Genomic DNA, 25,462 nt, shown 5'->3' with positions numbered 1-25,462 from the left:
CCGGCTCAGAGGACCGCGTCGCGGAGGCGGTGGATCAGGGCGTCGCCGACCCGGGCCGTCTCGCGCTGGTACGGAGTGTCGGACAGGACGAAGTGTGTGATGCCCAGATCGGCGTATTTGCGCAGGGCGGCCGCCACCTCGTCGGCCGAGCCGACCAGCCATGTCGTGCCGGCGCCGCCTCCGCCGTAGCGACCGGGCGCGGTGTAGAGGCACGAGTCCAGGACGTCGCCCCGGGCGGCCAGGTCGAGCAGGCGCTGCTGGCCCACCGCCGGGCCGCGCAGCAGTTCCGGCGAGGCCGCGCGGGCGGCCATCTCGGCGACCCTCGCCTCGGCGTCGCGCCAAGCCTCTTCCGCGGTGTCGCGGACCAGCGTGGTGATGCGCAGGCCGAACTCCAGCGGCGGCAGGTCCCGGCCGAGGTCGCCGCTCAACCGGCGGAGGCGGGCGATGCGGCCGGCCACGCCCTCCAGCGGCTCACCCCAGAAGAGCTGCACGTCGGCCTCGGCCGCGGCGACCTTCTCGGCCGCGGCGGAGGCTCCTCCGAAATAGAGGCGAGGACCTTCGCCGTACGGCCGGGGCGCCACCGTCGAATCGGTGACGCTGAAGTGCTCCCCCTCGTACGACACCCGCTCCTCCGTCCACAGCCGGCGTGCGATGCGCATGAACTCCCTGGTGCGCGCGTATCGCTGGGCCTGATCGCCTTCCACGTCGCCGTAGGCGGCCAGGTTGTCCTTCCCGCTCACGATGTTGATCAGTAGCCGGCCGCCGGACAGCCGGTCCAGCGTGGCCGCGGCGCTCGCGAAATGCGCGGGCTGCCAGTAGCCGGGCCGGATGGCCGCCAGCGGCCGGAACGTGGTGGTGCGGGCGGCCAGCGCGGTCGCGACCGTGAACGTGTCGGGCCGGCCCCAGCCGGTGCCGATCAGCGCCCCCGACCAGCCGTGTCTCTCGGCGGTCAGGGCGAGCTCGACGCTGTGGTCGAGGGTGCCGTAACCGTCGACGGCGTCGTCGCCGCGATGGCCGGGCTCGACCGTGTTCGGGATGTACCACAGGAAGGTCGGGCTCATGAGGCGCTCCGGCGGCGGCGGGACGGATCGGTGATGGCCGGCGGGTGGTAGCCCTGGTCCCGCGACGACAGGGTGACGCCGGGCGGCACGATCTTGTCGATCTCGTCCAGGACGTCCCGGGACAGCCGCACCTGGGCGGCGCCGAGCTGGCCTTCGAGCTGGTCGAACGTGCGCGGGCCGATGATCGGGGCGGTGACCGCCGGGTGTTCGAGGACGAAGCCGAGCGCCAGGTGGATCAGCGAGAGACCGGACTGTTCGGCCAGCAGGGCCAGGGCTTCGACGGCGGCCAGCTTGCCCGCGTTGGACGGTTCGCCGATCTCGAACCGGCCGGGCTGGCGGCCACCGCGGCTGGTGGGCGGCTGGGCGCCGCCGGCGCGGTACTTCCCGGTCAGCCAGCCACCCGCGAGAGGGCTCCACGGGATGACGGCCAGGCCGTACTTCGCGGCGATGGGCAGGACCTCGCGCTCGATGCCCCGGGCCAGGATCGAGTACGGCGGCTGCTCGGCCACGACACGTTCCCGGCCGCGGCGCTCGGCGATCCACTGGCCTTCGACGATCGCGGACGGCTCGAACGTGGACGTGCCGATGTAGCGGATCTTGCCCTGGCGTACGAGGTCGGAAAGCGCTCCCAGAGTGTCGTCGAAGTCGGTGTCCTCCTCCGGCCGGTGCACCTGGTAAAGGTCGATGTGATCGGTCTGCAGGCGCCGCAGGCTGTCCTCGACCGCACGGGCGATCCAGCGGCGGGAGTTGCCGAAGTGGTTCGGGTTCTCGCCGATCTGCCCGTGGAACTTCGTCGCCAGGAACACGTCGTCGCGGCGGCCGAGCAGGGCCTTGCCGACGATCTCCTCGGACTCGCCCTGGCTGTAGACGTCGGCGGTGTCGACCAGGTTGACGCCGGCGTCGAGGGCGCGGTGGATGATCCGGATGCTGTCGTCGTGATCGGTGTTGCCGCGTGAGCCGAACATCATGGTGCCGAGCGCGAGAGCGCTGACCTTGACACCGGTACGGCCGAACGGGCGCAGGGGGATGCTCATCGGTATGCCGGTTCCAGACTGTTGGCGGGGCGGGGAAGTCCGTAGTGCTCGCGCAGCGTCGTGCCGGTGTATTCGGTGCGGAACAGGCCGCGTTCCCGCAGGATCGGCACGACCTTGGCCGCGAACGCCTCGATGCCGGACGGCAGGACCGCGGGCATGATGTTGAAGCCGTCGGCCGCGCCGTTCTCGAAGTACTCCTGGATCGTGTCGGCTACCTGCACCGGAGTGCCGGTGAAGGTCCGGTGCCCACGGCCACCGCCGAGCTTGCCGATCAGCTGCCGCACGGTCAGGTTGTCCCGCCGGGCCCAGTCCACGATCAGCGTCCGCCGGCTCTTGTGCCCTTCGATCTCCTCCTCGGCCGGCAGATCGGCGGGCAGCGGCTCGTCCAGTTTCAGCCGCTCGGCGTCCACGCCGAGAACCGTGGCCAGGGTCCCGATCGCGTGTTCGGGCGCGATCAGGCGCTCCAGTTCGGCGTCGAGCTCGCGGGCCTCGGCGAGAGTGTCGCCGATGACCGGCACGATCCCGGGCAGGATGACCACGTGGTCCGGGTCGCGGCCGGCCGCGACGGCCCGGTGCTTCAGGTCGGCGTAGAAGGCCTGGCTCTCGGCCAGCGTCGGCTGGGCCACGAAGACCGCCTCGGCCCACCTGGCGGCGAACTCCTTGCCGTTCTCCGACGAGCCGGCCTGCACGAGCAGCGGATGTCCCTGCGGTGAGCGCGGCAGGTTGAGCGGGCCCTCGACCCGGAAGTACTCGCCGTGGTGGCCGACGGCACGCACCCGGTCCCGCCGCGCGTGCACCCCCCGCTGCTTGTCGGCGATCACCGCGTCGTCGGCCCAGCTGTCCCACAGTTTCGTCGAGACCCGCAGGAACTCGTCGGCCCGCTCGTACCGGGTCCTGTGCAGCGGCTGGCCGTCGAGCCCGAAGTTGCGGGCGGCCGCGTCCCCGGCGGTGGTCACGATGTTCCATCCGGCGCGGCCCTTCGACAGGTGGTCGAGCGAGGCGAACCGGCGGGCGAGATTGAAAGGTTCGTTGTACGACGTGGACGCCGTCGCGATGAGCCCGATGTGCCGTGTCGACGCCGCGAGCGCGGCCAGCAGCAGGGTCGGCTCCAGCTTGCCGGACGGCCGGCGCGCCGGATCGCTCCACAGCACCGGGCTGTCGGCCAGGAACACCGAATCAAACTTGGCGTCCTCGGCCACCCGGGTCAGGTGCTGGTGGGCCTCGAGCGACAGGTTGGCGTGCGGGTCCGACTCGGGCAGCCGCCACGAGGCCTCGTGGTGCCCGGTGTCGTGCAGGAACAGGTTGAAGTGCAGTTGCCGCGTCATACCGGGCTCAGCTCCAGGCTGTTGGCGGGACGGGTCAGGCCGTAGTGGTCGCGCAGGGTCGTGCCGGTGTACTCGGTGCGGAAGCGGCCGCGTTCCTGCAGGATCGGGACCACTTTGTCGACGAAGGCGATCAGGCCGGAAGGCAGAACGGCGGGCATGATGTTGAAGCCGTCGGCCGCGCCGCCGTCGAACCACTCCTCGATGGCGTCGGCGACCTGGACCGGGGTGCCGGTGAACGTACGGTGCCCGCGGCCACCGCCGAGCCGGCCGATCAGCTGGCGCACGGTCAGGTTCTCCCGTTTCGCCAGGTCGACGATCAGGGTGAACCGGCTCTTGGCCCCCTCGATCTCGTCCTCGCTGGGCAACAGCTCCACGGGCAGCGGCTCGTCGAGTCTCAGCAGCTCCGGGTCGAGGCCGAACCGTTCGGCGAGCTGGGCACGGGCGTACTCCGGGCTGATCAGACGCTCCAGCTCGGCCTCCAGCTCGCGGGCGTCGGCGGGGGTGTCGCCGATCACCGGCACGATCCCGGGGAGGATCTTGATGCTGTCCGGGTCGCGGCCCAGTCCGGACGTACGCCGCTTGAGGTCCTGATAGAACGCCTGTCCTTCTTCGAGGGTCTGCTGCGCGGTGAAGACCGCCTCGGCCCAGCGGGCGGCGAACTCCCGGCCGTCCTCGGACGAGCCGGCCTGCACGAGCAGCGGATGGCCCTGCGGGGAACGCGGGACGTTCAGCGGCCCGTCGACCCGGAACCAGCGGCCGTGGTGGTTGATCGCCCGGACCTTGCCGGCGTCGGCGTGGACGCCCGCCTCCTTGTCGGCCAGGACCGCGTCGTCGGCCCAGCTGTCCCACAGTTTCGTGGCGACCTCGACGAACTCGGCCGCCCGCTCGTAGCGGTCCCGGTGCGCGGGCACGTCGTCGAGGCCGAAGTTGCGAGCCGCGTCGGCGCCGGCGGTGGTGACGATGTTCCAGCCCGCCCGGCCCTGTGACACGTGGTCGATCGAGGCGAAACGGCGGGCCAGGTTGTACGGCTCGTTGTACGACGTCGAGGCCGTCGCGATCAGCCCGATCCGTTCGGTGACCACGGCCAGCGCCGTGAGCAGCACCGTCGGCTCCAGCTTGCCGGCCGGCCGGCGCCCGGGATGGCCCTGGAGGACCGGGCTGTCGGCGAAGAAGATCGAGTCGAGTTTCCCGCGTTCGGCGATCCGGGCCAGCTCCTGGAAGTGCTTGACGTCCCAGCTGGCGTACGGGTCCGACTCGGGCAGGCGCCACGACGCCTCGTGGTGGCCGACGCCCATCAGGAACGCGTTGAGATGCATCTTCCGGGTCATCGCCGGCCCTCCTCGTCCACGCCGAGCCGGTCCAGCAGCAGCGTCCTCAGCGCGGCGAACCCGGCGTCCGAGCGGGACCGGTTCGCCAGGTCCACCTTCACGTCGGTGTCGACAACGCCCGCGTCCAGCAGGATCACCCGGTCGGCCAGCACGATCGCCTCGTCGACGTCGTGCGTGACCAGCAGCACCGCGGGCCGGTGGGTCTCGCACAGCGTGCGCAGCAGGGCGTGCATCCGGATCCGGGTCAGCGCGTCGAGAGCGCCGAACGGCTCGTCGGCCAGCAACAGCTGCGGCTCCCGGACCAGCGACCGGGCCAGCGCGGCCCGTTGCTGCTCGCCACCGGAGAGCTGATGGGGCCAGGCCCGTTCCCGGCCGGCCAGCCCGACCTCGGCCAGGGCCTTCGCCCCGCGTTCCCGGGCGCCGTCGCCCCGCAACCCGAAGATCACGTTGTCCAGGACCCGTTTCCACGGCAGCAGCCGGGAATCCTGGAACACCACCGACACCGCGCCCGGCACGCTGATCTGCCCGTACCCGTCGACGTCACGGTCCAGGCCGGCCAGCGCCCGCAGGAGGGTGCTCTTGCCGGTGCCGGAACGGCCGATCAGCGCCACGAACTCGCCGGGGGCGATGTCCAGGTCGAGTCCGTTGAGGACGCCGCCGTCTTTATTGAAAGAGCGATGCAGATTTCGTACGCGGACCGCCTGCTCCGTGCTCAGCCCTCGAGTGTCTGCCGCCATGCCAGCACCTTCCTTGCCGTGAGCCGGACCGCGCTGTCGGCGCAGTATCCGAAGACGCCGTAGATGACCAGGCCGACCACGATCACGTCGGTCTGGCCGTACTGCTCGGCGAGGGTGATCATGTGGCCGATGCCGGCGATCGCGTTGTACTGCTCGACGACCACCAGGCCCAGCAGCGACGACGTGACCGCGAACCGCATGCCGAGCAGGAATCCGGGCAGCGCGCCCGGCAGCACCACGTGCCGGACGAAGTCGCCGCGGCTGATGCCGATCGTCTCGGCCAGCTCGGCGTACTTGCCGTCGATGCCGCGCAGCCCGTTGTGCGTGTGGATGTAGATCGGGACCATGCTGATCAGCGCGATCGTGATGATCTTCATCTCCTGGCCGATGCCGAACCAGGCGATGAACAGCGGGATGAGCGCCAGGGTGGGCACCGACCGCTTGATCTGGATCGGGCCGTCGATCACCGACTCACCGGCCCGCGACAATCCGGAGATCACGGCCAGGACCGCGCCGGTCGCCACGCCGAGGGCCAGGCCGACGGCCGCGCGTTGCAGCGAGGACAGGATGTTGCCGAGCAGGTCGTGGTTGACCCACTGGTCCTCGAACGCCACCGCCACATCCCAGGGGGCCGACAGGATCGCCGGTTTGATCACGCCGGTCGCGGAGCCCACCGACCAGACCGTCAGGGCGAGCAGCGGGCCGATCCAGAACGCGAAACGGATGCGACGGCCGGGACCCAGCCTCCGGCGTACGACCCGGGCGTCGGTCTTGTCCTCGGTCTTCGGTGTCGTGGCGTGCAGGGTGGTCGTCATGACGCGTCACCCGTGACCACCTGGGAGCCCGCGGCCTCCGCCTGCACCTTCTCGAACCGGCGGTCGACCAGCTTGTTCACGTCCAGCTTCTCGTGGTCCTGCTCCTGGGACAGCAGATCGGCGGTCTCCTGGAGCCGGACGATCGCCGCGTCCCAGGTGGCCGGGACGGCCTTGTCGCCGCTGATCTCGACGACGGCCCTGGCGTCGGCCTCGCTGAGTCCCTGGGTGTCCACGTAGTACGCCTTCGCGACCTCGGCCTCGTGGTCGTTGGCCCACAACAGGGCCTTGGTGCGCACCCCGACGTAGACCTTCAGCGCCGCCGCCTTCTCCGCGTTCTCGACGGCCGAGGTGAGGCAGTACAGCGTCGACGCGTCGTCGCGGATGCCGGTGTCGATCGAGGTGGCGCCCGGATACTTCGCCTCGTAGATCTTGATGTTCTGCGCGCCGATCGGCGCCACGTCGACGGACCTGCTGCCGAGCGCGGTCACGTAGGAGTCGCCCGTGCTGGTCAGCTCGACCAGCTGCACGTCCTTCTGGCTCAGGCCCGCCTTCTGCAGCACCCGCAGCACCAGCGCGCCCTGCGCCTGCCCGGCGCTGTAGGCGATCTTCTTGCCCTTCAGGTCGGCCAGTGACTTCACGTTCACGCCGGGGGCGACGCCCAGCTTGTAGATCGGGTGCTCCAGCGGATCCACGGTGACCGACTGGAACACGATCTTCGTCGAGGTGCCGGTCCACGCGGCGAACAGCGACGGGATGTCCGCAACCGCACTGCAGTCCAGCTTGTCGGCCCGGAACGCCTGGATGCTCTGCGGGCCGCCGCTGATGTTGGCCCACTCGACGGTCACCCCGGCGCCGGTCAGCTCCTTGTCCAGCCCGGCCGCGCCGATGACCGCCTGCAGCTGCGGGTCGCCGAGGCGCAGCGTGGTTCCACTGGGGACCTTGTCGGGCAGGGCGGCGTTCAGTTCCAGGGTCGCCTTCGGTTCATCGGCGCCGCACGCCGCCACCGTCAGGACCAGCGCCGCGACGGTGGCCGGTCTCCAAAACTTGATCATGATTGCCTTTCACAGAACGTGGAAGTTGCCGGCGTGGTAGAGCAGCGGGGCGCTCTCGGCGGCCAGTTCGGCCTCCTCGACCCGGCCGATGATCAGGTGAGATCCGCCGGCCGGGTGGCGGTGCTCGATCGAGATCCGCAGCCAGGCCGCCGCGTCGTGCAGGACGGGCTCGCCGGTCGGCAGCCGGCGCCAGCGGGTCGTCCCGCCGAACCGGTCGATGCCGCTGGTGGCGAAGGTCCGCGCCAGTTCGGTGTGCCCGGCGCCCAGCAGATGCACGACGGCGGTGCCGGCATCCCGCAGGTGTGGCCATACCGAGGCGGTCGCCACGATGCTGAACGACAGCAGCGGCGGATCGGCCGAGAGCGAGGCGAGCGACGTGACGGTGACGCCGGCCGCGCCGCGTCCCGCGTCGGCCGTCACCACGGCGACGCCGGCGGCGTGACGCCGGAAGGCCCGACGGAAGATCGTGGTGTCCGACGTGGACCGGGAATCGATGATGGTCATGGACGTCTCCGTTCGGCGTGCGTCGTCCTTAATTCATACTATGCAGCTAGGTTTAGTTGGCAACAATGCGCCCGAATGAATTAAGTAATCCCTGCTAGATGAGGGGGGAGGCGTACACCTGATCAAGCGCCACGGCGCCGCCGGCGACCGCCAGCACGTTGTCCGGGAAGCTCGACGCATAGACGGTTGTCAGCATGTCGGCGCCCGACGACGACGCGTCGGCGGCCTCGGCGCGCAACGTCGCGAGGCACTCGGGAAGCCGGTTCGCGCCCGCTTCGGCCACCACGAGGACCTCGGGGTCGAACAGATCGAGCAACAGGGCGGCGGCGCGGCCGACGAGACGGGCCCGCTCCCGCAGCAACCCGAGAGCCTCGGCGCCGCCGGCCGCGGCCGCGTCCACCAGCGCGTGGATGTCCGGGCGGTCGATCAGCCCGGCGGTGTACGCCCGGCGCACCAGCGCCCGCTCACCGACGGCCGCCTGGAGGCAGCCCACGCGACCGCAGGAACACGGTTCGGCGCAGCCTTCGACCGGCAGATGAGCGACCGCGCCGGCCGCCGACCGGGGACCCTGATGGACGACGCCGCCGGTGGCGAACGCGACATCCACGACGTTGCCCACGAACAGTTGCACCGCGCTCTGGCGTGCCCGCCCGGCCACCCGTCCGAGCAGTTGCTCGGCCCGCAGCAGCGCCCGCGAGTTGCTGTCGACCCACACGGGCAGGCCGGTGGCCTCGCCGAGGACGGCGCCGACAGGGACGTCACGCCAGCCCAGGACCGGATGCTCGACGACCGTGCCGTTGGCGGCGTCGACCCAGCCGCCGGTGGCCAGCCCCAGACCCAGGATCCGGCGGCGACGGCCGTGCTCCCGCCGTACGGCGGTGATGGTGCCGGCGAGCGCGGCCAGGACGCTGTCCGGGTCACGGCGGCCGTGCGGGTACTGCCGCTGGGTGATCACCCGCCCGCGCAGGTCGAGCAGCGCGACCGTGGCGCGGGGCACCGCGATGTGGACACCGACGACGCCGACCGCGTGGGACTCGACGTCCAGCGGCACGTGCGGCCGGCCGATCCCCGGCGGCCCGACCGCTTCCGGCGCCTCACGGACCAGGCCCTGGTTCAGCAGGGACGCCGCCACGCCGGTCACCGTCGCGGCGGACAGCCGGGTCGCCCGGGCGATCGAACTCCGCGCGATCGGCCCGTGATCGAGGACGGCCCGCAACACCGCCGCCGCCGTGTCCGGCGACCGGCGCGCCGAAGGCAGCGGCAGATCGTTGCGGCGGGTGGCGCGTTGCACGCCGCTCACGGACCACCCAGGATCATTTTTCGACGCTAACCCGGCGACCACCCGGAGACGGCACTACGTCACGAGATGTTTGACGGTCAGTAATACCTACTCACCACGGCATGGGCTCGTAGTCCTTGAGGAAGCAGCCGTAGACGTCCTCGCCCAGCTCGCCGCGGACGATCGGGTCGTAGACGCGGGCGGCGCCGTCGACCAGGTCGAGCGGGGCGTGGAAGCCTTCCTCGTGCAGGCGCATCTTCGTCGGGTGCGGACGCTCGTCGGTGATCCAGCCCGTGTCGACGCTGGTCATCAGGATGTCGTCGGCGAACATGTCGACCGCGCTTGTTCTTGTCAGCATGTTCAGGGCGGCCTTCGCCATGTTCGTGTGCGGGTGGCCGGCGCCCTTGTAGCCGCGGTTGAAGACGCCCTCCATGGCCGAGACGTTGACCACGTAGCGGCGGGGGAACGGGGACTGGACCATCGATTCGCGGAGGCGGCTGACCAGGATGAACGGGGCCGTGACGTTGCAGAGCTGGACTTCCAGGAGCTCCAGCGCGTCCACCTCGTGGACGCGGTCGCTCCAGCTGTTCGTCGACGTGGTGTCGGGGACCAGGCCGCCGGCGTCGATGGCCACCGAGCGGGCGGTCAGGGCCAGCGACGTGATCTCGTCGGGGGTCAGGACGGTGACCGCTCCGCTGGTCAGGACCGCTGCGGGCGAGGCGCCGGCGCCGCCGAAGTATTCGAGCTGCGGCAGGTCGCCCGACGGCAGCGACTCCTTCTCGGCGGCCGCGATGGCCGAATATGAGCCGGGCGTCCGGCGTACGGTCTGGGCCGCGTTGTTGATCAGAATGTCCAGGGGGCCGCGGGCGGCCACCGAGTCGGCCAGGGCCACCACCTGGGCCGGGTCGCGCAGATCGATGCCCACCACGTGCAGGCGCTTGATCCAGTCGGCGCTGTCGGGCATGGCCTTGAAGCGGCGGACCGCGTCGTGCGGGAAGCGGGTGGTGATCGTCAGGTCGGCGCCGTCGCGCAGCAGGCGCAGCGCGATGTACATGCCGATCTTCGCTCGGCCGCCGGTGAGCAGGGCCCGTCGGCCGGACAGGTCGGTGCGGGCGTCGCGGCGGTCGTGGTTCTTCTCGGCGCAGGACGGGCACAGCTGGTGGTAGAAGGCGTCGACCTGGGTGTAGCGCTGCTTGCAGATGTAGCAGCCGCGGGCCTGGCGCAGGACCCCGGCCACGGCGGCCCGGGCGGTGCTCTTCAGCGGGATGCCGGCCGTCTCGTCGTCGATGCGGCCGGGTGCGCCCGTGGCGGTCGACGCGGTCACGGTGCGGTCGTTCTCCAGGATGGCGTCGCGGCGGTCGCGGCGGCGCTGGAGCTTGGCCGTCTTGTAGATGCCCGCGGTGGCGCGGCGCACGGCCACGGCGTCGGGGTGCTCCACGGGCAGGGACTCGACCTCGGCGAGCACCGCGAGGCAGAGCGCCAGGCGCTCGGGATCGACCCTTTTCTCCGACATGCTGCCCTTATCTCTGCGACGCGAACTGTGCTGGACCACTTTACTTATCGAGCGCGGCGACCGTCTTCTCAAGGGCCTCGGCCAGGATTTCGGCCAGCGGGTTCGGCCGGCGCTTCGGCATCACGAGGCCGATGTAGCGGGTGGGGCACGGCGGCCGCAGCCGGACGGCGGTCACTCCGGCGGTCAGCGCCACCTGGGGCACCATGCTGACGCCGACCCCGGCCCGGGCGAGCGACTGCGCGAAGACGTAGTCGGTGCCCCGGCAGGCCACCCGGGGCTCGTAGCCGGCCATGGCCGCGTAGTGGTCGAGCAGGTCGCCGACGATCAGGCAGCCGTGCACCCAGCGCTCGCCGGACAGTTCGGCCACGGTGACGGCGTCCCGGCCGGCCAGCGGATGCCCGTCGGCCAGCACGACCCACATGGGGTCCTCCATGAGCGGGGTGAAGCACAGGCCGGCGGGCTGCGGCGGCGGCCCGTCGTAGTGGTAGACCAGCGCCAGGTCGGCCGCGCCCTCGCGGATCAGCGGGATCGCGTCCTCGGGCTCGTTCTCGAGCACGGCCAGCTCGACGCCGGGGCGCTCCACGGCGAACCGGGTCAGGGCGGACGGCAGGAGCCGCTGCCCGCCGCTGGTGAAGGTGGCGACGGTGAGCTTGCCGGTGCCGGCTTTCGCCAGCCGGGCGATCTCGTGTTCGGCGCTGGCCAGCTCGGCCGCGATGGCGTCGCCCGCGTCGGCCAGCACCCGGCCGGCGTCGGTGAGCACGACGCCCCGCGTGCTCCGGAGGGCCACGGTCGTGCCCAGCGAGCGCTCCAGGGCGCTGATCTGCTGGGACACGGCCGACGGGGTGATGCGCAGCGAAGTGGCGGCGCGGTTGAAGCTGCCGAGCCGGGCCACCTCACGGAGGATCTCGAGTCGCCGCACGTCGATCATAAGAATTCCTAACAGCCACATCAGCAAGCAGGTACTACCGCTTACTACCGTAAGCGACGAGGCTCGAAGTGTGAATCGTCGCGCCTGGCTCCTGTTCCTGCTCGTGTCCGTGCTCTGGGGCATCCCCTACTTCCTCATCAAGGTCGCCATCGAGGACCTGTCACCCCTGCTCGTGGTCGCCGGCCGCATCGCCATCGCCGCGCTGATCCTGCTGCCGATCGCCGCGGCCCGGGGCACGCTCAGCCGCCTGCGCGGTCACCTCGGCCCGGTCGTCCTGCTCTCCTTCGTGCACATCACCGGTCCCTTCCTGCTGATCACGTACGGGGAGACGCACATCAGCTCCTCCCTGACCGGTCTGCTGATCGCCATCGAGCCGGTCGCCATCGCCCTGCTGATGGTTCGCCGTGAGCCGCTCACCCCGATCCGGATCCTCGGCCTGGCCCTCGGCTTCGGCGGGGTGGCCCTGCTGGTCGGCCTCGACCTGTCGGGCGATCGCAACGGCCTGATCGGCGCGGGCATGGTGCTGGTGGCGACGGTGAGCTACGCGGTGGCGACGATGCTGGTGCAGCGCCGCCTGTCCGACGTGCCGACCGAGGCCCTGACCGGCGCGACCACGGGGATCAGCGCGGTGGTGCTGGCGCCGTTCGCGGCGTTCGCCCTGCCGGCTTCGCCGGTCTCCGGTTCGGCGTGGGCTTCGCTGGTGGTTCTGGGTCTGCTGTGTACGGCTGTGGCCCTGCTCGCCTTCTACCAGCTGATCGGGCTCGTCGGGTCGACGCGGGCGGGCCTGGTGACGTACGTCAATCCCGTTGTTGCCGTGCTTCTCGGTGTCGTCCTGCTGAACGAGCACCTCGGCGTGAGCACGATCGCCGGCTTCACCCTCGTGGCGGCGGGGTGCTGGTTGTCGACGCGCGTCGTGGCTCCCGCGCCTTCGGCGGTCGCCGTAGGGTGATCGGCATGCGGATTTTGATCACCGGGGCGCGGCGCGGGATCGGCGCGGCCATCGCGGCCGGACTGGCCCGCCCCGGCGACACCCTGCTGCTGCATCACCTGGACGCCGCGGCGGAGGCCGCCGGTGTCGCCCAGCGCTGTCGCGATCTCGGCGCCTCGGCCTCGCTGTTCGACGCCGACCTCTCCGATCCGGTCGCTGTCCGCTCTCTTGCCGCTGAAGCCGGTCCGGTCGACGTCCTGATCAACAACGCGGCTCGCGCCTCAAATTCGAACTTTCCCGATTTATCGCATCAGGAATGGCAGCAGACGTTCGCGGTGAACGTCACCGCGCCGATGCTGCTGACTCAGGCCCTCAGCGAAGGCATGGCGGCGAAGGGCTGGGGCCGGATCGTCAACGTGGTCTCGCCGACCGTCGTCATGGGCGGGCCGTCCGGGCCGGCCTACGTCTCCAGCAAGGCGGCGCTCATCGGGCTGACCCGCTCGCTGGCCCACGCGCTCGGGCCGCGCGGCATCACGGTCAACGCGCTCTCGCCGGGCGCGATCCGTACCGAGGGGGAGGCCGAGCTCGCCCACGGCCGCGATCAGGAGGCTCATTCGCCGCTGCTGGCCCGGCAGGCGGTGCCCCGGCCGATCGTGCCGGAGGACCTGGTCGAGACGGTACGCCTGTTGGTCTCCGACGGGTCGGCCGCGCTCACCGGCCAGGTGATCGAAGTCGGCGGGGGACTGGTCTTCCGCTGACCGGCGTCATCTTCCACTATGGCGGGATGACCGAAACGACGTACGACGTCATCGTGGTCGGAGCCCGCTGCGCCGGGTCGCCCCTCGCGATGTCGATGGCCCGCAAAGGCTATAGAACGCTGCTGGTCGACCGGGCCACCTTCCCCAGCGACACGGTGTCGACGCACGTCATCCACCCGCCGGGCGCGGCCGCGCTCCAGCGCTGGGGACTGCTCGACCGGGTGACGGCGACCGGCTGCCCGCCGGTGGGCCGCTACTCGTTCGACTTCGGGCCGATCACCCTGGCCGGAGCACCGGGCAGCGCCGAGTCGCCGTACGCCTACGCGCCCCGCCGTACCCTCCTCGACAAGATCCTGATCGACGCCGCGGCCGATGCCGGCGCCGAGGTGCGCGAGGACTTCACCGTCGACGAGGTGCTCGTCGACGACGGCCGGGTGACCGGGATCCGCGGGCGCGGGCCGGGCGGGACGCCGGTGACCGAGCGGGCCCGCGTGGTGGTCGGGGCCGACGGCCGTACGTCCGTGGTCGCCAAGACGGTCGAGCCGGCCCAGTACGAGGAGCGGGCGCCGCTGACGGTCGGCTACTACTCGTACTACAGCAACCTGCCGACCGACACGTTCGAGGCGTACAGCCGCCCCGGCCGCGGCTGGGCCGTGTGCCCCACCAACGACGGCCTGACCCTGGTGATCGGCGGCTGGCCGCACGCCGAGATGGCCGAGCACCGCGACGACGTCGAGGCCACCCTGATGGAGACGTTCGCGCTGTCGCCTTCGTTCGCCGAGCGGATCCGCGACGCCAAGCGCGAGGAACGGATCTCCGGCATGGCGGTGCCGAACTACTTCCGCACGCCGTGGGGCCCCGGCTGGGCGCTGGTCGGCGACGCCGGATACAACCGCGACTTCATCACGGCGCAGGGCATCACGGACGCGTTCCTCGACGCCGAAGGCCTGGCCGAGGCGCTCGACACGGCGCTGAACGGCACGAAGCCGTACGACGAAGCCCTGTCCGGATATCAGGCCAGGCGTGACGCCCGTGCCATGCCGGTCTATCAGATGACCCTGGGCATCGCCTCGCTCCAGCCGCCGGACGAGCAGACGGTGCAGCTCATGTCGGCCCTGGCCGGCAGCCGGGAGGGTCAGGACGCGTTCGCCCGCCTGAACTCGGGGATCACCTCACCGGTCGAGTTCTTCGCGCCGGAGAACGTGGGCAAGCTGCTGTCCCTCGGCTGACAGGCCCGGCGCCCCGGCCGTGCCATCGTCGACCGGATGGAGCTGCGAACCAGGTTCACCGAGGAGTACGGGCTGTCGACCCCGATCGCCCAGGCCGGCATGGCGTTCGTCGCGATGACACCGGAACTGCCGGTAGCGGTCAGCAACGCCGGGGCGATGGGAGCGCTCGGCGTCGGCCTCATGCCGGCGCCGGCGCTGGCACAGGCCATCGCCGGCATCAGGGCGGGCACCGACCGGCCGTTCCACGTCAACTTCATCACCGCTTTCACGCAGGACGATCAGATCGACGCGGTCGGCGAGGCCCAGCCGGCGGCCGCGTCGTTCCACTGGGGACACCCGTCGCGCACGTGGATCGACAAGCTGCACGAGGCCGGGGTCCGGGTCTTCGAACAGGTCGGCTCGGTGGACGCGGCGAGACAGGCGGTGGACGACGGGGTCGACGTGGTGGTGGCGCAGGGCGTGGAGGCGGGCGGCCACAACTACGCGACGCTGCCGACGTTCGCGCTGGTGCCGCTGGTGGTGGACGCGGTGAGCCAGGCCCTGGTGCTGGCCGCGGGTGGGATCGCGGACGGGCGGGGTCTGGCGGCGGCTCTGATGCTGGGAGCGGACGGCGCCTGGATAGGCACCCGGCTGGTGGCCACGGACGAGTCGGGAGCCCACGAAGGCTACAAGGAAAGGCTGGTCACGGCGGGGGCGACGGAGACGGTGCGTACGTCCCTGTTCGGCCCCGAGACACCGGAGTTCAACCCGATGAGGGTGCTGAGCAACCGGGTGACGGAGGAATGGCCGAGGCAGCCCCCGCCCGGCGCGGAACGCCCGGTGATCGGGCATACGAGCCTGGGCGGCCCCGAGATCGAGATTCCCCGCTTCTCCAACCTGGTACCGACCCGGGTCACAACGGGCGACCTGGAGGAGATGCCGCTGCTGGCGGGCCAAGGCGTGGGCTTGATCGACGGTGTGAAGAGCGCCGCCTCGGTGATCGCCGACATGACGGCCCAGGCGTCGGAGATGCTGGGCCGTTAGCATCCTTGACCGCCGCGCCGCTCCGGAGCTGGAGGCGGCCTGCGGGGACCGCCCGCAAGGCCGAGCCGGCGCTGTGCCGGCTCGGCGGTGGGGCGCCGTCAGTCCGTCGTCTCCGGGCCGTCGGGGTCGCCGGTGGGGCGGGGACGGGCCGGAACCTGGTCGGCGAGGCTGGCCGGCCGCCGGGTGGGCTTGACCTCGGCCAGGGACTCGGGCCGGCGAACGGAGTTCGGGGCTTCGTCGGTGGCGGCGGTCTTGGCGCGATCGCCGGCCGGGCGGGTACGGCTGTACTGCGCCAGATCGGCCGGCCGCGACTCCCGCAGATGATCGCCGAGATCCGCGGGCCGCCGAACGGGCCCCGGAGGCAGCGCGCGGGGCGCCGGGAACGACGGCAACTCAGGCGCGCCACCGGTGGCGGCGGTCGGCTCGGCGAAGGACGCTTCGTTCCGCCCCGATCGATGCGGCAGGGGCTGGTCCGCGAGCGAGGCCGGCCGGCGCACGGCAGCAGCCTGACCGGCTGCTGAAGCTTGACCGGCTGCTGAAGCCTGTGCGGGCAGCGAAGCTTGGGCGGACGGAGAAGCTTGCGCGGCCGCCGCGGCCTGGGCGGGCATCGACGGCTGGGCAGACAGAGAAGCCTCGGCGGACGGAGAAGCCTGGGCGGTTTCCTCGGGGCGGCGCTGGGCCGGGATGTCGGCGCGGCGCTGGGGGAGGTAGCTGCTCAGGTCCGTGGGCCGGTCGCCGCGGCCCACCGGCAGGGCCGGAAGGGCGGGGAAGGCCGAGGTCTTCGGTTCGGCCGGTGCCGTGGGTGCGGCGGGGAGTTCGTGTTGGGCCGGGCGCTGCGGGAGCGGCCGATCCAGGTTGGCCCGGAACGGGTCCGCCTCGGCCGGCTGACGCCGTGGCAGGGGGTCGGCCTGGAACGCGCGCTGAGGCAGAGGCTCCGGATTCGCGCGGAACGGGTCGACGTCGGCCAGCGTCCGCCGCCGCGGCAGGGGAGCGGCCTCCGCCGGCGCCGAGTCCTCAGCCGCGAGCGGGCCGGCGGACGGGGTCTCGGCCGTGAGCGGCGTCCGGGCCGGGCTCACGGACTGCGTTTCGGCCGTGAGAGGCGTCCGGGCCGGGTTCGCGGTCGGCGTTTCGGCCGTGAGCGGCGTCGGGGCCGGGTTCGCGGTCGGCGTTTCGGCCGTGAGCGGCGTCGGGGCCGGGCTCACGGACTGCGTTTCGGCCGTGAGAGGCGTCGGGGCCGGGCTCGCGGACGGGGTCTCGGCCGGGAGTGGCGTCCGGGCCGGCGCTGCGGACGGAGCCTCGGCCGCGAGCGGGGTCTGTGCCGGAGTGGCGGGCGTAGCGTCGGTGGCCGGCTCGGCCGGGGCTGGTGCAGTGGGCCGGACCTCGGGCGCGGGCGGCGGCACGGCCGTAGCGGCGGGCCGGACCTCGGGCGCGGCCGTCGTGGAGGGCCGGACCTCGGGCGCGGCCGTTGTGGTGGGCCGATCCTCGGGCGCGGGCGACGGCGCGGCCGTTGTGGTGGGCTGGGTCTTGGCCGTGGGGGAGGGCTGGGCCTCGGGTTCCGGGTCGGGTAGGGGCTGACGGCGCGGCAGCGGGATGGCCTGAGCGGGCGTCGTCGGTGGTGCTTCGGCGGGTGGGGCCGGGCGCTTCGAGAGAAGAGTGGGCTCGGGCTGGGCCGGTGGCTCCTCGGTCGGTGTGGGCTCCGGCTCCAGGGCCTTCTTGATCTGCGAGGCGGGGATGCGGCGTGTCGTGGCCAGATCGGGGGCGGTGAAGCGGGTTGTGGCGTCCAGGTCGGGAGTTTCGGAGCCGGAGGTGGGAGCGTCGGCGGTGGGGCTCGACGGGGGCTCGGGGGTGGTGCGGGCCGCGTTCAGGTCGGTGGGGGAGAGGCTTCGGGTGCGCTCGAAGTCGGTGTCGGCCAGGTCGTTCGCGCGGGTGGGTGGGATCGGGGGGAGGGCCAGCGGCTCGCGGAAGAAGGTGGGGGCCTCGGGGCGGTCGCCGAAGAACGGGGTGGGTGCTGAGGTGTCTACCGGGTCGGGCTCGGCCGGTAGTGCGAAAGCGCTGGTGAACGTGCTGGTGGAGGACGTGAAGAAGAACTCGTCAGGTGCCGAGTAGTCGGTGTGGTTGCTGCTGCTGTACGTCGAGCCGTTCGACGGCTCGGACGGCAGGAGGAAACCCGTCGAGCTGGGGTAGACCGAGCCTCGGGGGAGGTCGTCGTCCTCGATGATCTCGGCGTCGATGATGTCGTCGTCGGGATCGTGGCTGGTGTCGGTGGTCGACTCGACGGAGACCGGGTCGGGGGCGTGCGCGTAGGCGGCGTCGGCCTCGTCGGCGGCCATCTCGGCCTCGGCGCGTTCGATGCCGGCGCGGACGGCCTCGGCGGCCGCGGCCTCGACCAGCCTGCTCTCGACCGAGTCGGCCGAAGGCTGCTCCAGGGCGGTGTCGGCCGGTGCGGGCTCCTCGTCGTCCGAGGCCGCCGGAGCCGGCTCATCCGCGGACGAGGGCGGCTCTTCGGAGGACAAGGAGGACAAGGAGGGCGAAGAGGACGAGGAGGAGGGTGATTCCTCTGGGGTGTCGGCGCCCGGCGAGGCGACGCTGCCCGCGCCGACCACGGGGTAGGCGGCGGTGCGGTCGTCGGTGGCGGGCTCGGCGCTGACCACGGGGTAGGCGGCCGTGCGGTCCTCCGTGCCGAGGTCGGCGACGACCGCGGTGGCATCCGGTCCGGGAGTGGCATCGGAATCGGGCTCAGCGGCGGGGCCGGACGCGGAGGAGGAAGAGGCGGCCGGAGCGTCGGGGATGATCTCGGCGTCGATGGGCTCGTCGTCGGTGACCCGGGGGAAGACCTGGGTGGCGGCGGCGTCCGCTCCGGACGGCAGGGCGTACGGCGACGAGGCGCCGGGCAGGGCCCTGGGCTCCTCGAAGAAGGGGGCCAGCCACGTCGGGCTCGGGCCCGCGGGCAGGGCCAGCACCTGCGTGTCGTCGCTCGCGGCGTGGCGGCCCGTCGGCAGTTCGCCCGCGTGTTCGGCCAGGCCGGCCTTCTGCTGGAGGCGCTTCAGCGGGCCGGGCGCCCACCAGGCCGCGTTGCCCATGAGGCCCAGGACGGCGGGGACCAGCAGCATGCGGACGACCGTGGCGTCCAGCAGGAGCGCGACGATCATGCCGACGCCGACGAAGCGCATGGTCGTGACCGAGGAGAGGGCGAAGGCGCCCGTCACCACGATCAGCAGCAGGGCGGCCGCGCTGATCACCCGGCCCGTTCGGGCCAGGCCGGTCGTGACCGCCTCCTTGGACGTGGCGCCGTGTGCCCGGGCCTCGACCATCCGGGAGAGCAGGAACACCTCGTAGTCGGTGGACAGGCCGAACACGACCGCCGCCATCAGGACCACGATGCCCGCCTCGAGCGGGGCCGGCGTCACGTTCAGCAGGCCGGCCAGGTGGCCGTCCTGGAAGATCCACACCAGGATGCCGAAGGTGGCGCTCAGGCTGAGCGCGCTCATCAGCACCGCCTTGATCGGCAGCAGGATCGAGCCGAAGGCCAGGAACATCAGGATCAGGGTGGCCCCGACCAGCAGGCCGATCATCAGCGGCAGCTTGTCGGCCGTGGCCTGGAGGCTGTCGATGTTGCGGGCGGTCGTGCCGCCCACCAGCAGCTCCACGCCGGGCGGCACCGGCAGCGCCCGGATGCCGTCGACCACGTCGCGCGAGGACGTGCTGAACGGGTCGGTCGACGAAAGCGTGGCCGTGAAGACCGTCGTGTCCTTGGCCCGCTGGGCCGGCGTGATCTGCGCGATGCCGGGGATCTGGCGCAGCTGGACGGCGAACTTCGACGTGTCGCCCTGACCGCGCAGCACGATCTGCACGCCGTCGCCGGCGAACTGCGGGTAGCTGGTCTGGAGGGTCTCGATCGCCTGGCGGGCCGGGTCGGACGCCGGCAGGGTGCGCTCGTCGGCCTCGCCGAAGCGGACACCCGAGATGGGCAGGGCGAGCAGCAGCAGACCGGCCAGGATCGGCACCGCCACCACGACCGGGCGGCGCAGCACGCCCGTGGCCAGCCGCGCCCAGAACGACTTGTCCGGGTCGCCGGCCGAGAACGGCAGGCGGACCGGCAGCTTGTCGACGCGGGGGCCGAGCACGGCCAGGATCGCCGGCAGCAACGTCAGGGACAGCAGCGCGGCCAGGCCGACCGCGGCCAGGCCTCCGTACGCCAGGGAATTGAGGAAGCCCTGCGGGAACAGCAGCAGCCCGGCCAGCGCGATCATCAGCAGCGACGCCGAGAACACCACCGTGCGCCCGGCCGTCGCCACCGTGCGCTGCACCGCCTCGGCCGGGGTGCGCCCGGCCGCCTGCTCCTCGCGGAACCGGCCCACCATGAACAGGCCGTAGTCGATGGCCATGCCCAGGCCGAGCAGGGAGGCCACGTTCACCGCGAAGGAGTTGACCTCGTGGTGCGAGGCGATGGCGTGCAGGATGCCCAGCGAGCCCAGCACCGCGGCGCCGCCGACCAGCACCGGCAGGGCCGCCGCGACCAGCGAGCCGAAGATGAACAGCAGCAGGATCAGGGTGATCGGCAGGGAGATGGCCTCGGCCGTGGCCAGGTCGGACGTGGAGCGCGAGGTCGACGCGTCGGCCAGCACGGTCGCGCCGGCCAGCTGGACCGTGGCCCCCTCGACGGCGAACTTGTCGTCGATCTCGCGGTAGGCGTCGAGCTTGGCCCCGTCGTCGGCGCCGGCCAGGGTGACCACGGCGACGGCGCTCTTCTTGTCCTTGGCCGCGTACTGGGCGCTGCGTGCCTGCCAGTACGACGTCGAGCCGGTCACGGCCGACTTGGGCAGCGCGGCGAGCCGCTCGCGGACCCGCTTGCCGAGCGCGGCGTCGTCGATCTTGCCCTTGGTGGGGGTGTAGATCACGACGAGGTCGCCGCCCTGCGCCCCGAACGCCTCCGTGGCCGCCTCGACGGCCCGGGAGGACTCACTGTTCGGGTCGTTGTAGCCGCCTTCGGACACCTGCCCGAAGACACCGAGCCCCCAGACGCCCGCACTGATCACCGCGACGAGCGCGACGGCCAGCACCGGCCACCGGAAGCGGGCCACCCACGATCCAAAGCCCGCGAACACGCAAAACCCCTCTTGTCGCCTACGGCCGGCGGTTCCCGGCCGGCCCGATATGCAAGCACGTCATCGAAGCGTCGCCGCCTCCAGGGCCACCCCGCCGCAACCCTTGCCATAGGTCGCGTCGGTGGCCCAGTTCAACTGCACCTGCCCGCTCTTCGGCGCGTGGTAAACCACGGTCAGCACCGCCGTCCGCAGCGTTCCGGTGCGCTGATCGAGCACGATAGAGCCGCCGGCCGTGCCCGTGGAGAGCCGGGCGGTCAATTTTCCGCGGGCCGCGAGCGAACCCACGTACAACCTCAAGGTCCTCGGCGCCGGCCCGGCCGGCACCGAGAGGGTGAAGCCGTTGCCCTTTCCGCAGGTGCGGATGCCCGTGGTGGTGCCGGCACTCGCCGCCACCGGGCTGCCGCCGGCCCAGCTGAACCGCTGCGGGCTCAGCTCGTGGCGGAAGCGGGGCGCGGTCGGCGCCCCCTCCAGGATCTTGAAGCCGCCGCCGGCCGCCCGTTCCAGGGAGAACGTCCCGTTCAGTCCCCAGTGGACCCAGTCCGCCTTGCCCTCGGCCGACAGGTCGACCGCGGCCGGCACGCCGGCCTGGGCGATCTGGACGCTGCCCGGGTCGGCCGTCGGGCTGCGGAAGACCGGCGATCTCGGCGGCGTGGGCGACGGTGACGGCGACGGGCTGCCCAGCGGGATCAGGCCCGTGCCGGAGGACGGCAGCCGCAGGTCGCCCAGCGCCGGCGCCGGCGGATCGACCGGGGGCAGCGCCTCCTCCTTGTGCACCATCGCGCGCGTGGCCACGAAACCGAACCCGATCACCAGCAGCACCCCGGCCAGGATCACCGCGGCCGAGGACAGCACCTCTTTGCGGCGGCCGCCGGTGTCGAGACCGTCCAGCGGCGGCGCGTCGTCCCGCCGTCGGGAATCGGCCCGATGACCCGTCGGGCGTCGGCGCGGGGACAAGCGGAACTCCTGCGGGGGGATTTGGTGAGGGGGCTTAACAGACGCACACGATCTCACTTCGCCGTGTGACGGTGAAGAGCGGGATGCGTGACCGCCCGGACGGGGGATCACCCACCTCGGCGGTTCGGTGGAGGTTTCACGGGGCGTATTCGCGTAAAGCGCGTATCGTGTCCGAAGTTTCCGGACCGGCGTGATACAGGAGAGTCGCTGACATATGAGTTCCCAGACCGCTCGCCCCGTGAACACCGATTCCAAGAAGCGGCGGAGTCAGGCCATCGGTGGCGCCGTGGCCGGCGTCGCCGTGATCGCCGTGCTGGTCGCGGTCTTCGTGACCGTCCGTTCCGGTGACGGTGACGACGCGAACAACACCTCCGCGGCCGCCGCTCCGACCTCGGCCGCCGCCCCGGCCGAGGCCGTTCCCACCGAGGCCGTGCCGTCGGAGGCCGCTCCTCCGGCCGCCGCGCAGGTCGAGACGCCGGCCGCGCTCGCCAAAGAGCCCGAGGTCAAGGCCGGTGAGGGCAAGCTCACCAAGCTCGGCGTCACCGCGCTCGTCCCCGGTACCGGCCCCGCCGTGCAGAAGGGGCAGACCGTCACCGCCAACTACAAACTGGTCAGCTACACCACCGGCCAGGTGATCGACTCGTCCTGGTCGCGCGGCGAGCCGTTCAGCACGCCGATCGGCGTCGGCGCGGTCATCAAGGGCTGGGACGAGGGCATTCCCGGCCAGAAGGTCGGCAGCCGGGTCCAGCTCGACGTCCCGGCCGCCCTCGCCTACGGCGAACAGCAGGGCGATCTCCGCTTCGTCGTGGACATCCTCGCGGCGAAATAAAGCATTCAGAGGTACGTATCGAGCGGGTTCCGCCACATCCTGGTGGAACCCGCCGCAGCGGCCGGCGGGGTGCGACTCACCCTCCTCACCGGCTTCCGGCCGGTTCGCCGGGTTGCGCTCAGAGCTCGGAAACCACCACGTCCAGCTGGCGCGCCCGGCCGGCCGGCACCGGATGTTCCTCCACCCGGTATTTCAGATCACGCAAGGCCCCGGCCACCTCGTCGGTCGACGCCGGCGCCACACCGGCCTCGGCCAGCGAGCGCACGATCCGGCCCTTGGTGGCCTTGTTGAAGTGGCTGACCACCGAGCGCTTGGCCACGCCGTCGACCACCCGCTCGTGCAGCACCCGGACCGTCGCCGCGTCGGCGCCCGGCGCCCACATCGCGCCGTACGCCCCCGAGCGCAGATCGAGGATCGGCCCGGGCAGCGGATCGAGCGCCTTGGGCAGGGCTTTCTTCCAGTACGAGGTCAGCCCGCCCACCGACGGCAGCGTCACCCCGACCGGGCAGCGGTAGGCCGGGATCAGGTCGTCGAGGCGCACCACACCCCACAGCCCCGAGAACACCACCGCCCGCTCGCCGAGCCACGACCGGGCCGCCGGCGCCAGCGAGGTCGCGTCCAGCGCCTCGTACAGCACCCCGCTGTAGATCGACGCGGCCGGCGCCGCCGGCGCCTCCAGCAGTGCCGCGTTCAGCGCGATCTCCGAGGCCTGCCCCGCGCTCAGCCCCAGCGTCGCCAGCGAGTCGGCCACCGACCGGGCGCTGGTCCGCTTGCACATGGCCACCAGCCGCGACAGCACCCGCTTGCGGGCCGGCGCCAGCGCGGGCAGCCAGTGCCCGGACGGGTCGACGGGAGAACCGGAGGTGGCGGGGGTCTTGCCCTCGGACGGCGGCAGGAGGATCAGCACGCCGGTGAGGTTAGTCCGGGTTGCGGTCGGCCAGCGCGTCGGCCACCGTCGGATAGACGGAGATGCGCGGCGTCAGCCCGACGGTCTCCAGCAGCCGGCCGAGGAACTCGCTGGGCGCGGCCAGCCGGAGCCAGCCGCCGTCGGCCCGGGCCCGGTTGTGCCCGATGACCAGCGCGCTCAGCCCGGTCGAGTCGCAGAAGCCGACCCCGGACAGGTCGACGATCACCTTCGGGCCCGGCCGGTCGAGCACCTGGTCGAGCGTGGTGGTCAGGACGGTGTTGCTGTCGATGTCGAGATCTCCCCGCACGGTGATGACCACCGATTCGTCGGCGTTATCCACCACGGACACGTGCACGAGTTCCTCCCCGCTTCCGGCCTCCTGAAGGCGTCGCGGAGGTACTGCCCAATCGGTGACCGAAAGTCACCTGGACGCGGGAACGGAACCGGCCGGAACGGAGACTGTCGTCTTCACCGTCGCCTGGTCGAGCTCGCCGATGCGGACCGTGAACTTGATCTCGTACGTGCCCGGGAACGGGAAGGCGATCGCGCCGACCGCGTGGTGGCGGGGGATCAGCCCGAGCAGCGGCTGGGTGACCGGCTCGACGTCGTGGTCGAGCAGCCTCGACGTGACGGTCCACTCGTCGGCCGGCAGCGGCGCCCCGGCCGGCGTGTAGACGAAGGCGTGGATCGTGTTGTTGTCGCCGATCTCCACCGGATAGATGTTGAACTGCAGCGTGTAGAGCGGCGACGTGAGCGTCTGCGACACGCCCTCCTCGCGTACGGCGCCCTGGTCGACGGCCGCGCTGCGCCCCGGGTTGATCTGCACCAGCACCGAGCTGAGGCCGAGGATCACGACCGTGGCCAGCACCTCGACGCCGACCGTGCGGCGCAGCCCGGCCGCGCCCGGCGCGCGGTGCACCAGCTTGCGGGCGACCGCCGCGAAGGCCAGCGTCACCGCCAGCACCGCCACCTTGGCCAGCAGCAACCGGCCGTACCCGGTCTGCCAGAGCGCGCCGGCCGATCCCACCTGGACCACCGCCTGCACCACGCCGCCGGCGACCAGCCACACCACGGCCAGCGCGGCCCAGCGCGACCAGACCGGCAGCACCACGCCGAGCACACGTGGGTCGGTGCGGCGCAGCAGGAAGACGGTCAGCGTGACCAGCCCGCCGAGCCAGACCGCCATGGCCGCGATGTGCACCACGTCCGACGCGACGATCACGCCGGCCAGCGGCGAGGCGGCCGCGTGCCCGGTCAGCGGCCACGTCGTCATGCCGCCCAGCGCCAGGGCGGCGACCGCCAGCGACCGGGCCCGGCCGGCGCCGCCGCGCAACAGCGGCGGCAGCAGGCCCGCGATCACGGCCAGCACGCCGATCCGGGCCAGCAGCGTCAGGCCGTACGAGCTGGAAAGCACCTCGCCCAGCTCACGGCCCGAGACGTCCCACAGAGCCGAACCGCTGCTCGCCGGCGCCTGCGCCCAGAGGGAGGCCAGCGTGGCCACCCCGATCAGCCCGAGACCCGCGTACACGGCCTTGATCGCACCCGTCCGGGAGCGGCGGCGCGGCCACAGCACCGCCAGGAACAGCGCCGGCCCGGCGGCCAGCGTCAATCCGGCGTACCCCAGAAAGCGCGTGACCGGCGTGACCAGAGTGACCGAACGATGGGTCCCGGCCTCGCCGGGATCGGCCGGCCGCGTGGAGGGAGCGCCGACCGAGAAGGTCAGGGCGCCGCCCACGGGATGGCTGTCGGCCGAGATCACCCGGTAGCTGACCAGATAGGTCCCGAGCGGCTGGTCGGCCTTGCGGACCTGGATGCGCAGCGTGGACCCGGTCGCCTTGGCCTCGCCGGAGATCCGCTGGCCGTCCGGCGAGATCACCTGGATGCGGCCGGCGACCGGCGTGACGGCCTCGCTGAAGGTGACCACGATCTCGGTCGGCGAGGTGCCCACGATGCTTCCCGGCGCCGGAACCGCGCCGAGCAGCGAGGCGTGCGCCTGCGCGGGGGAGGCCGGCACAGCGAGCACACCGAGGGCCACCAGGAGCAGGAGGAGCACGCGCTTCACGGGTGGTAGTTCGGATAACGGGCCGCAAAGGTTCAACCGCTTACCCGCCCGGATGCCCGGGACAGCCGATATGGATACGCTCACGGCAGGT

21 protein-coding genes are annotated in these 25,462 nt (G+C 72.0%); 5 read left to right on the top strand and 16 right to left on the bottom strand.

Going from position 1 to position 25,462, the window contains the following annotated elements:
• Window positions 1–5: 5 nt before the first annotated feature.
• The 11 genes from ACFY36_RS06715 to ACFY36_RS06665 all read right to left on the bottom strand — a co-directional run bounded on the left by ACFY36_RS06715 (window position 6) and on the right by ACFY36_RS06665 (window position 11,576).
• Complete coding sequence (locus ACFY36_RS06715; protein ID WP_499744934.1) at window positions 6–1,061, bottom strand: LLM class flavin-dependent oxidoreductase; 1,056 nt, start codon at window positions 1,059–1,061, stop codon at window positions 6–8.
• Complete coding sequence (locus tag ACFY36_RS06710; RefSeq protein ID WP_499745833.1) at window positions 1,058–2,089, bottom strand: aldo/keto reductase; 1,032 nt, start codon at window positions 2,087–2,089, stop codon at window positions 1,058–1,060. The genes ACFY36_RS06715 and ACFY36_RS06710 overlap by 4 nt, the downstream gene beginning before the upstream one ends.
• 2 nt (window positions 2,090–2,091) lie before the next feature.
• Window positions 2,092–3,420, bottom strand: coding sequence for an LLM class flavin-dependent oxidoreductase (locus ACFY36_RS06705; protein ID WP_499744933.1), 1,329 nt, complete (start codon window positions 3,418–3,420; stop codon window positions 2,092–2,094).
• Window positions 3,417–4,748 carry an LLM class flavin-dependent oxidoreductase gene (locus ACFY36_RS06700; protein ID WP_499744932.1) on the bottom strand — a complete coding sequence of 444 codons (1,332 nt, stop codon included), beginning with the start codon at window positions 4,746–4,748 and terminating at the stop codon, window positions 3,417–3,419. The genes ACFY36_RS06705 and ACFY36_RS06700 overlap by 4 nt, the downstream gene beginning before the upstream one ends.
• Window positions 4,745–5,485 (bottom strand): ABC transporter ATP-binding protein, encoded by a 741-nt coding sequence (locus ACFY36_RS06695; RefSeq protein WP_499744931.1) that lies wholly within the window; start codon window positions 5,483–5,485, stop codon window positions 4,745–4,747. Before ACFY36_RS06695 ends, ACFY36_RS06700 begins: the two co-directional genes overlap by 4 nt.
• Window positions 5,461–6,300 carry an ABC transporter permease gene (locus tag ACFY36_RS06690; protein ID WP_499744930.1) on the bottom strand — a complete coding sequence of 280 codons (840 nt, stop codon included), beginning with the start codon at window positions 6,298–6,300 and terminating at the stop codon, window positions 5,461–5,463. Before ACFY36_RS06690 ends, ACFY36_RS06695 begins: the two co-directional genes overlap by 25 nt.
• The gene (locus tag ACFY36_RS06685) at window positions 6,297–7,352 is read right to left on the bottom strand and encodes an ABC transporter substrate-binding protein (protein ID WP_499744929.1); all 1,056 of its coding nucleotides are present in this window, start codon (window positions 7,350–7,352) and stop codon (window positions 6,297–6,299) included. Before ACFY36_RS06685 ends, ACFY36_RS06690 begins: the two co-directional genes overlap by 4 nt.
• A gap of 9 nt (window positions 7,353–7,361) precedes the next feature.
• On the bottom strand, window positions 7,362–7,856 hold the full coding sequence (locus ACFY36_RS06680; protein WP_499744928.1) for a flavin reductase family protein: 495 nt from the start codon (window positions 7,854–7,856) through the stop codon (window positions 7,362–7,364).
• 94 nt (window positions 7,857–7,950) lie between these two features.
• Entirely contained in the window at window positions 7,951–9,156 is a 1,206-nt protein-coding gene (locus ACFY36_RS06675) for an ROK family protein (protein WP_499744927.1), read from the bottom strand.
• A gap of 91 nt (window positions 9,157–9,247) precedes the next feature.
• On the bottom strand, window positions 9,248–10,648 hold the full coding sequence (locus ACFY36_RS06670; RefSeq protein ID WP_499744926.1) for an SDR family NAD(P)-dependent oxidoreductase: 1,401 nt from the start codon (window positions 10,646–10,648) through the stop codon (window positions 9,248–9,250).
• Window positions 10,649–10,688: 40 nt separating this feature from the next.
• Entirely contained in the window at window positions 10,689–11,576 is an 888-nt protein-coding gene (locus tag ACFY36_RS06665; protein ID WP_499744925.1) for a LysR family transcriptional regulator, read from the bottom strand.
• Between the two features lie 70 nt (window positions 11,577–11,646).
• Here ACFY36_RS06665 and ACFY36_RS06660 point away from each other — a divergent pair, with 70 nt between their 5' ends.
• Genes ACFY36_RS06660 through ACFY36_RS06645 form a run of 4 tightly spaced genes read left to right on the top strand, consistent with a single transcriptional unit; the run spans window position 11,647 to window position 15,514 of the window.
• Window positions 11,647–12,525: a DMT family transporter gene (locus tag ACFY36_RS06660; protein WP_499744924.1), complete on the top strand. Its 879-nt coding sequence runs from the start codon at window positions 11,647–11,649 to the stop codon at window positions 12,523–12,525.
• 5 nt (window positions 12,526–12,530) lie between these two features.
• The gene (locus ACFY36_RS06655) at window positions 12,531–13,262 is read left to right on the top strand and encodes an SDR family NAD(P)-dependent oxidoreductase (protein ID WP_499744923.1); all 732 of its coding nucleotides are present in this window, start codon (window positions 12,531–12,533) and stop codon (window positions 13,260–13,262) included.
• A gap of 26 nt (window positions 13,263–13,288) precedes the next feature.
• Window positions 13,289–14,491 carry an NAD(P)/FAD-dependent oxidoreductase gene (locus tag ACFY36_RS06650; RefSeq protein ID WP_499744922.1) on the top strand — a complete coding sequence of 401 codons (1,203 nt, stop codon included), beginning with the start codon at window positions 13,289–13,291 and terminating at the stop codon, window positions 14,489–14,491.
• Window positions 14,492–14,527: 36 nt separating this feature from the next.
• Window positions 14,528–15,514 (top strand): NAD(P)H-dependent flavin oxidoreductase, encoded by a 987-nt coding sequence (locus tag ACFY36_RS06645; RefSeq protein ID WP_499744921.1) that lies wholly within the window; start codon window positions 14,528–14,530, stop codon window positions 15,512–15,514.
• 98 nt (window positions 15,515–15,612) lie between these two features.
• Here ACFY36_RS06645 and ACFY36_RS06640 read toward each other — a convergent pair whose 3' ends face one another.
• Both ACFY36_RS06640 and ACFY36_RS06635 read right to left on the bottom strand, forming a co-directional pair.
• A complete protein-coding gene (locus tag ACFY36_RS06640; RefSeq protein ID WP_499744920.1) occupies window positions 15,613–20,619 on the bottom strand; it encodes an MMPL family transporter in 5,007 nt (1,668 codons plus the stop codon).
• A gap of 60 nt (window positions 20,620–20,679) precedes the next feature.
• Window positions 20,680–21,573, bottom strand: coding sequence for a hypothetical protein (locus tag ACFY36_RS06635; RefSeq protein ID WP_499744919.1), 894 nt, complete (start codon window positions 21,571–21,573; stop codon window positions 20,680–20,682).
• A 238-nt stretch (window positions 21,574–21,811) separates the two neighbouring features.
• Here ACFY36_RS06635 and ACFY36_RS06630 point away from each other — a divergent pair, with 238 nt between their 5' ends.
• Window positions 21,812–22,402 (top strand): FKBP-type peptidyl-prolyl cis-trans isomerase, encoded by a 591-nt coding sequence (locus ACFY36_RS06630; RefSeq protein ID WP_499744918.1) that lies wholly within the window; start codon window positions 21,812–21,814, stop codon window positions 22,400–22,402.
• A gap of 118 nt (window positions 22,403–22,520) precedes the next feature.
• Here the strand turns inward: ACFY36_RS06630 and ACFY36_RS06625 are convergent, their stop codons facing one another.
• From ACFY36_RS06625 to ACFY36_RS06615, 3 genes are all read right to left on the bottom strand, one after another.
• Window positions 22,521–23,309, bottom strand: coding sequence for a YaaA family protein (locus ACFY36_RS06625; RefSeq protein ID WP_499744917.1), 789 nt, complete (start codon window positions 23,307–23,309; stop codon window positions 22,521–22,523).
• A gap of 10 nt (window positions 23,310–23,319) precedes the next feature.
• Window positions 23,320–23,658, bottom strand: coding sequence for an STAS domain-containing protein (locus ACFY36_RS06620; protein ID WP_499744916.1), 339 nt, complete (start codon window positions 23,656–23,658; stop codon window positions 23,320–23,322).
• A gap of 72 nt (window positions 23,659–23,730) precedes the next feature.
• A complete protein-coding gene (locus ACFY36_RS06615) occupies window positions 23,731–25,371 on the bottom strand; it encodes a copper resistance CopC/CopD family protein (protein WP_499744915.1) in 1,641 nt (546 codons plus the stop codon).
• Window positions 25,372–25,462 lie beyond the last annotated feature (91 nt).

It is taken from the genome of Actinoplanes sp. NPDC000266, assembly GCF_042899005.1.
Lineage (GTDB): Bacteria > Actinomycetota > Actinomycetes > Mycobacteriales > Micromonosporaceae > Actinoplanes.
Note: the sequence above shows the minus strand (reverse complement) of the source record. Positions and strands in the feature narration are given on the sequence as shown.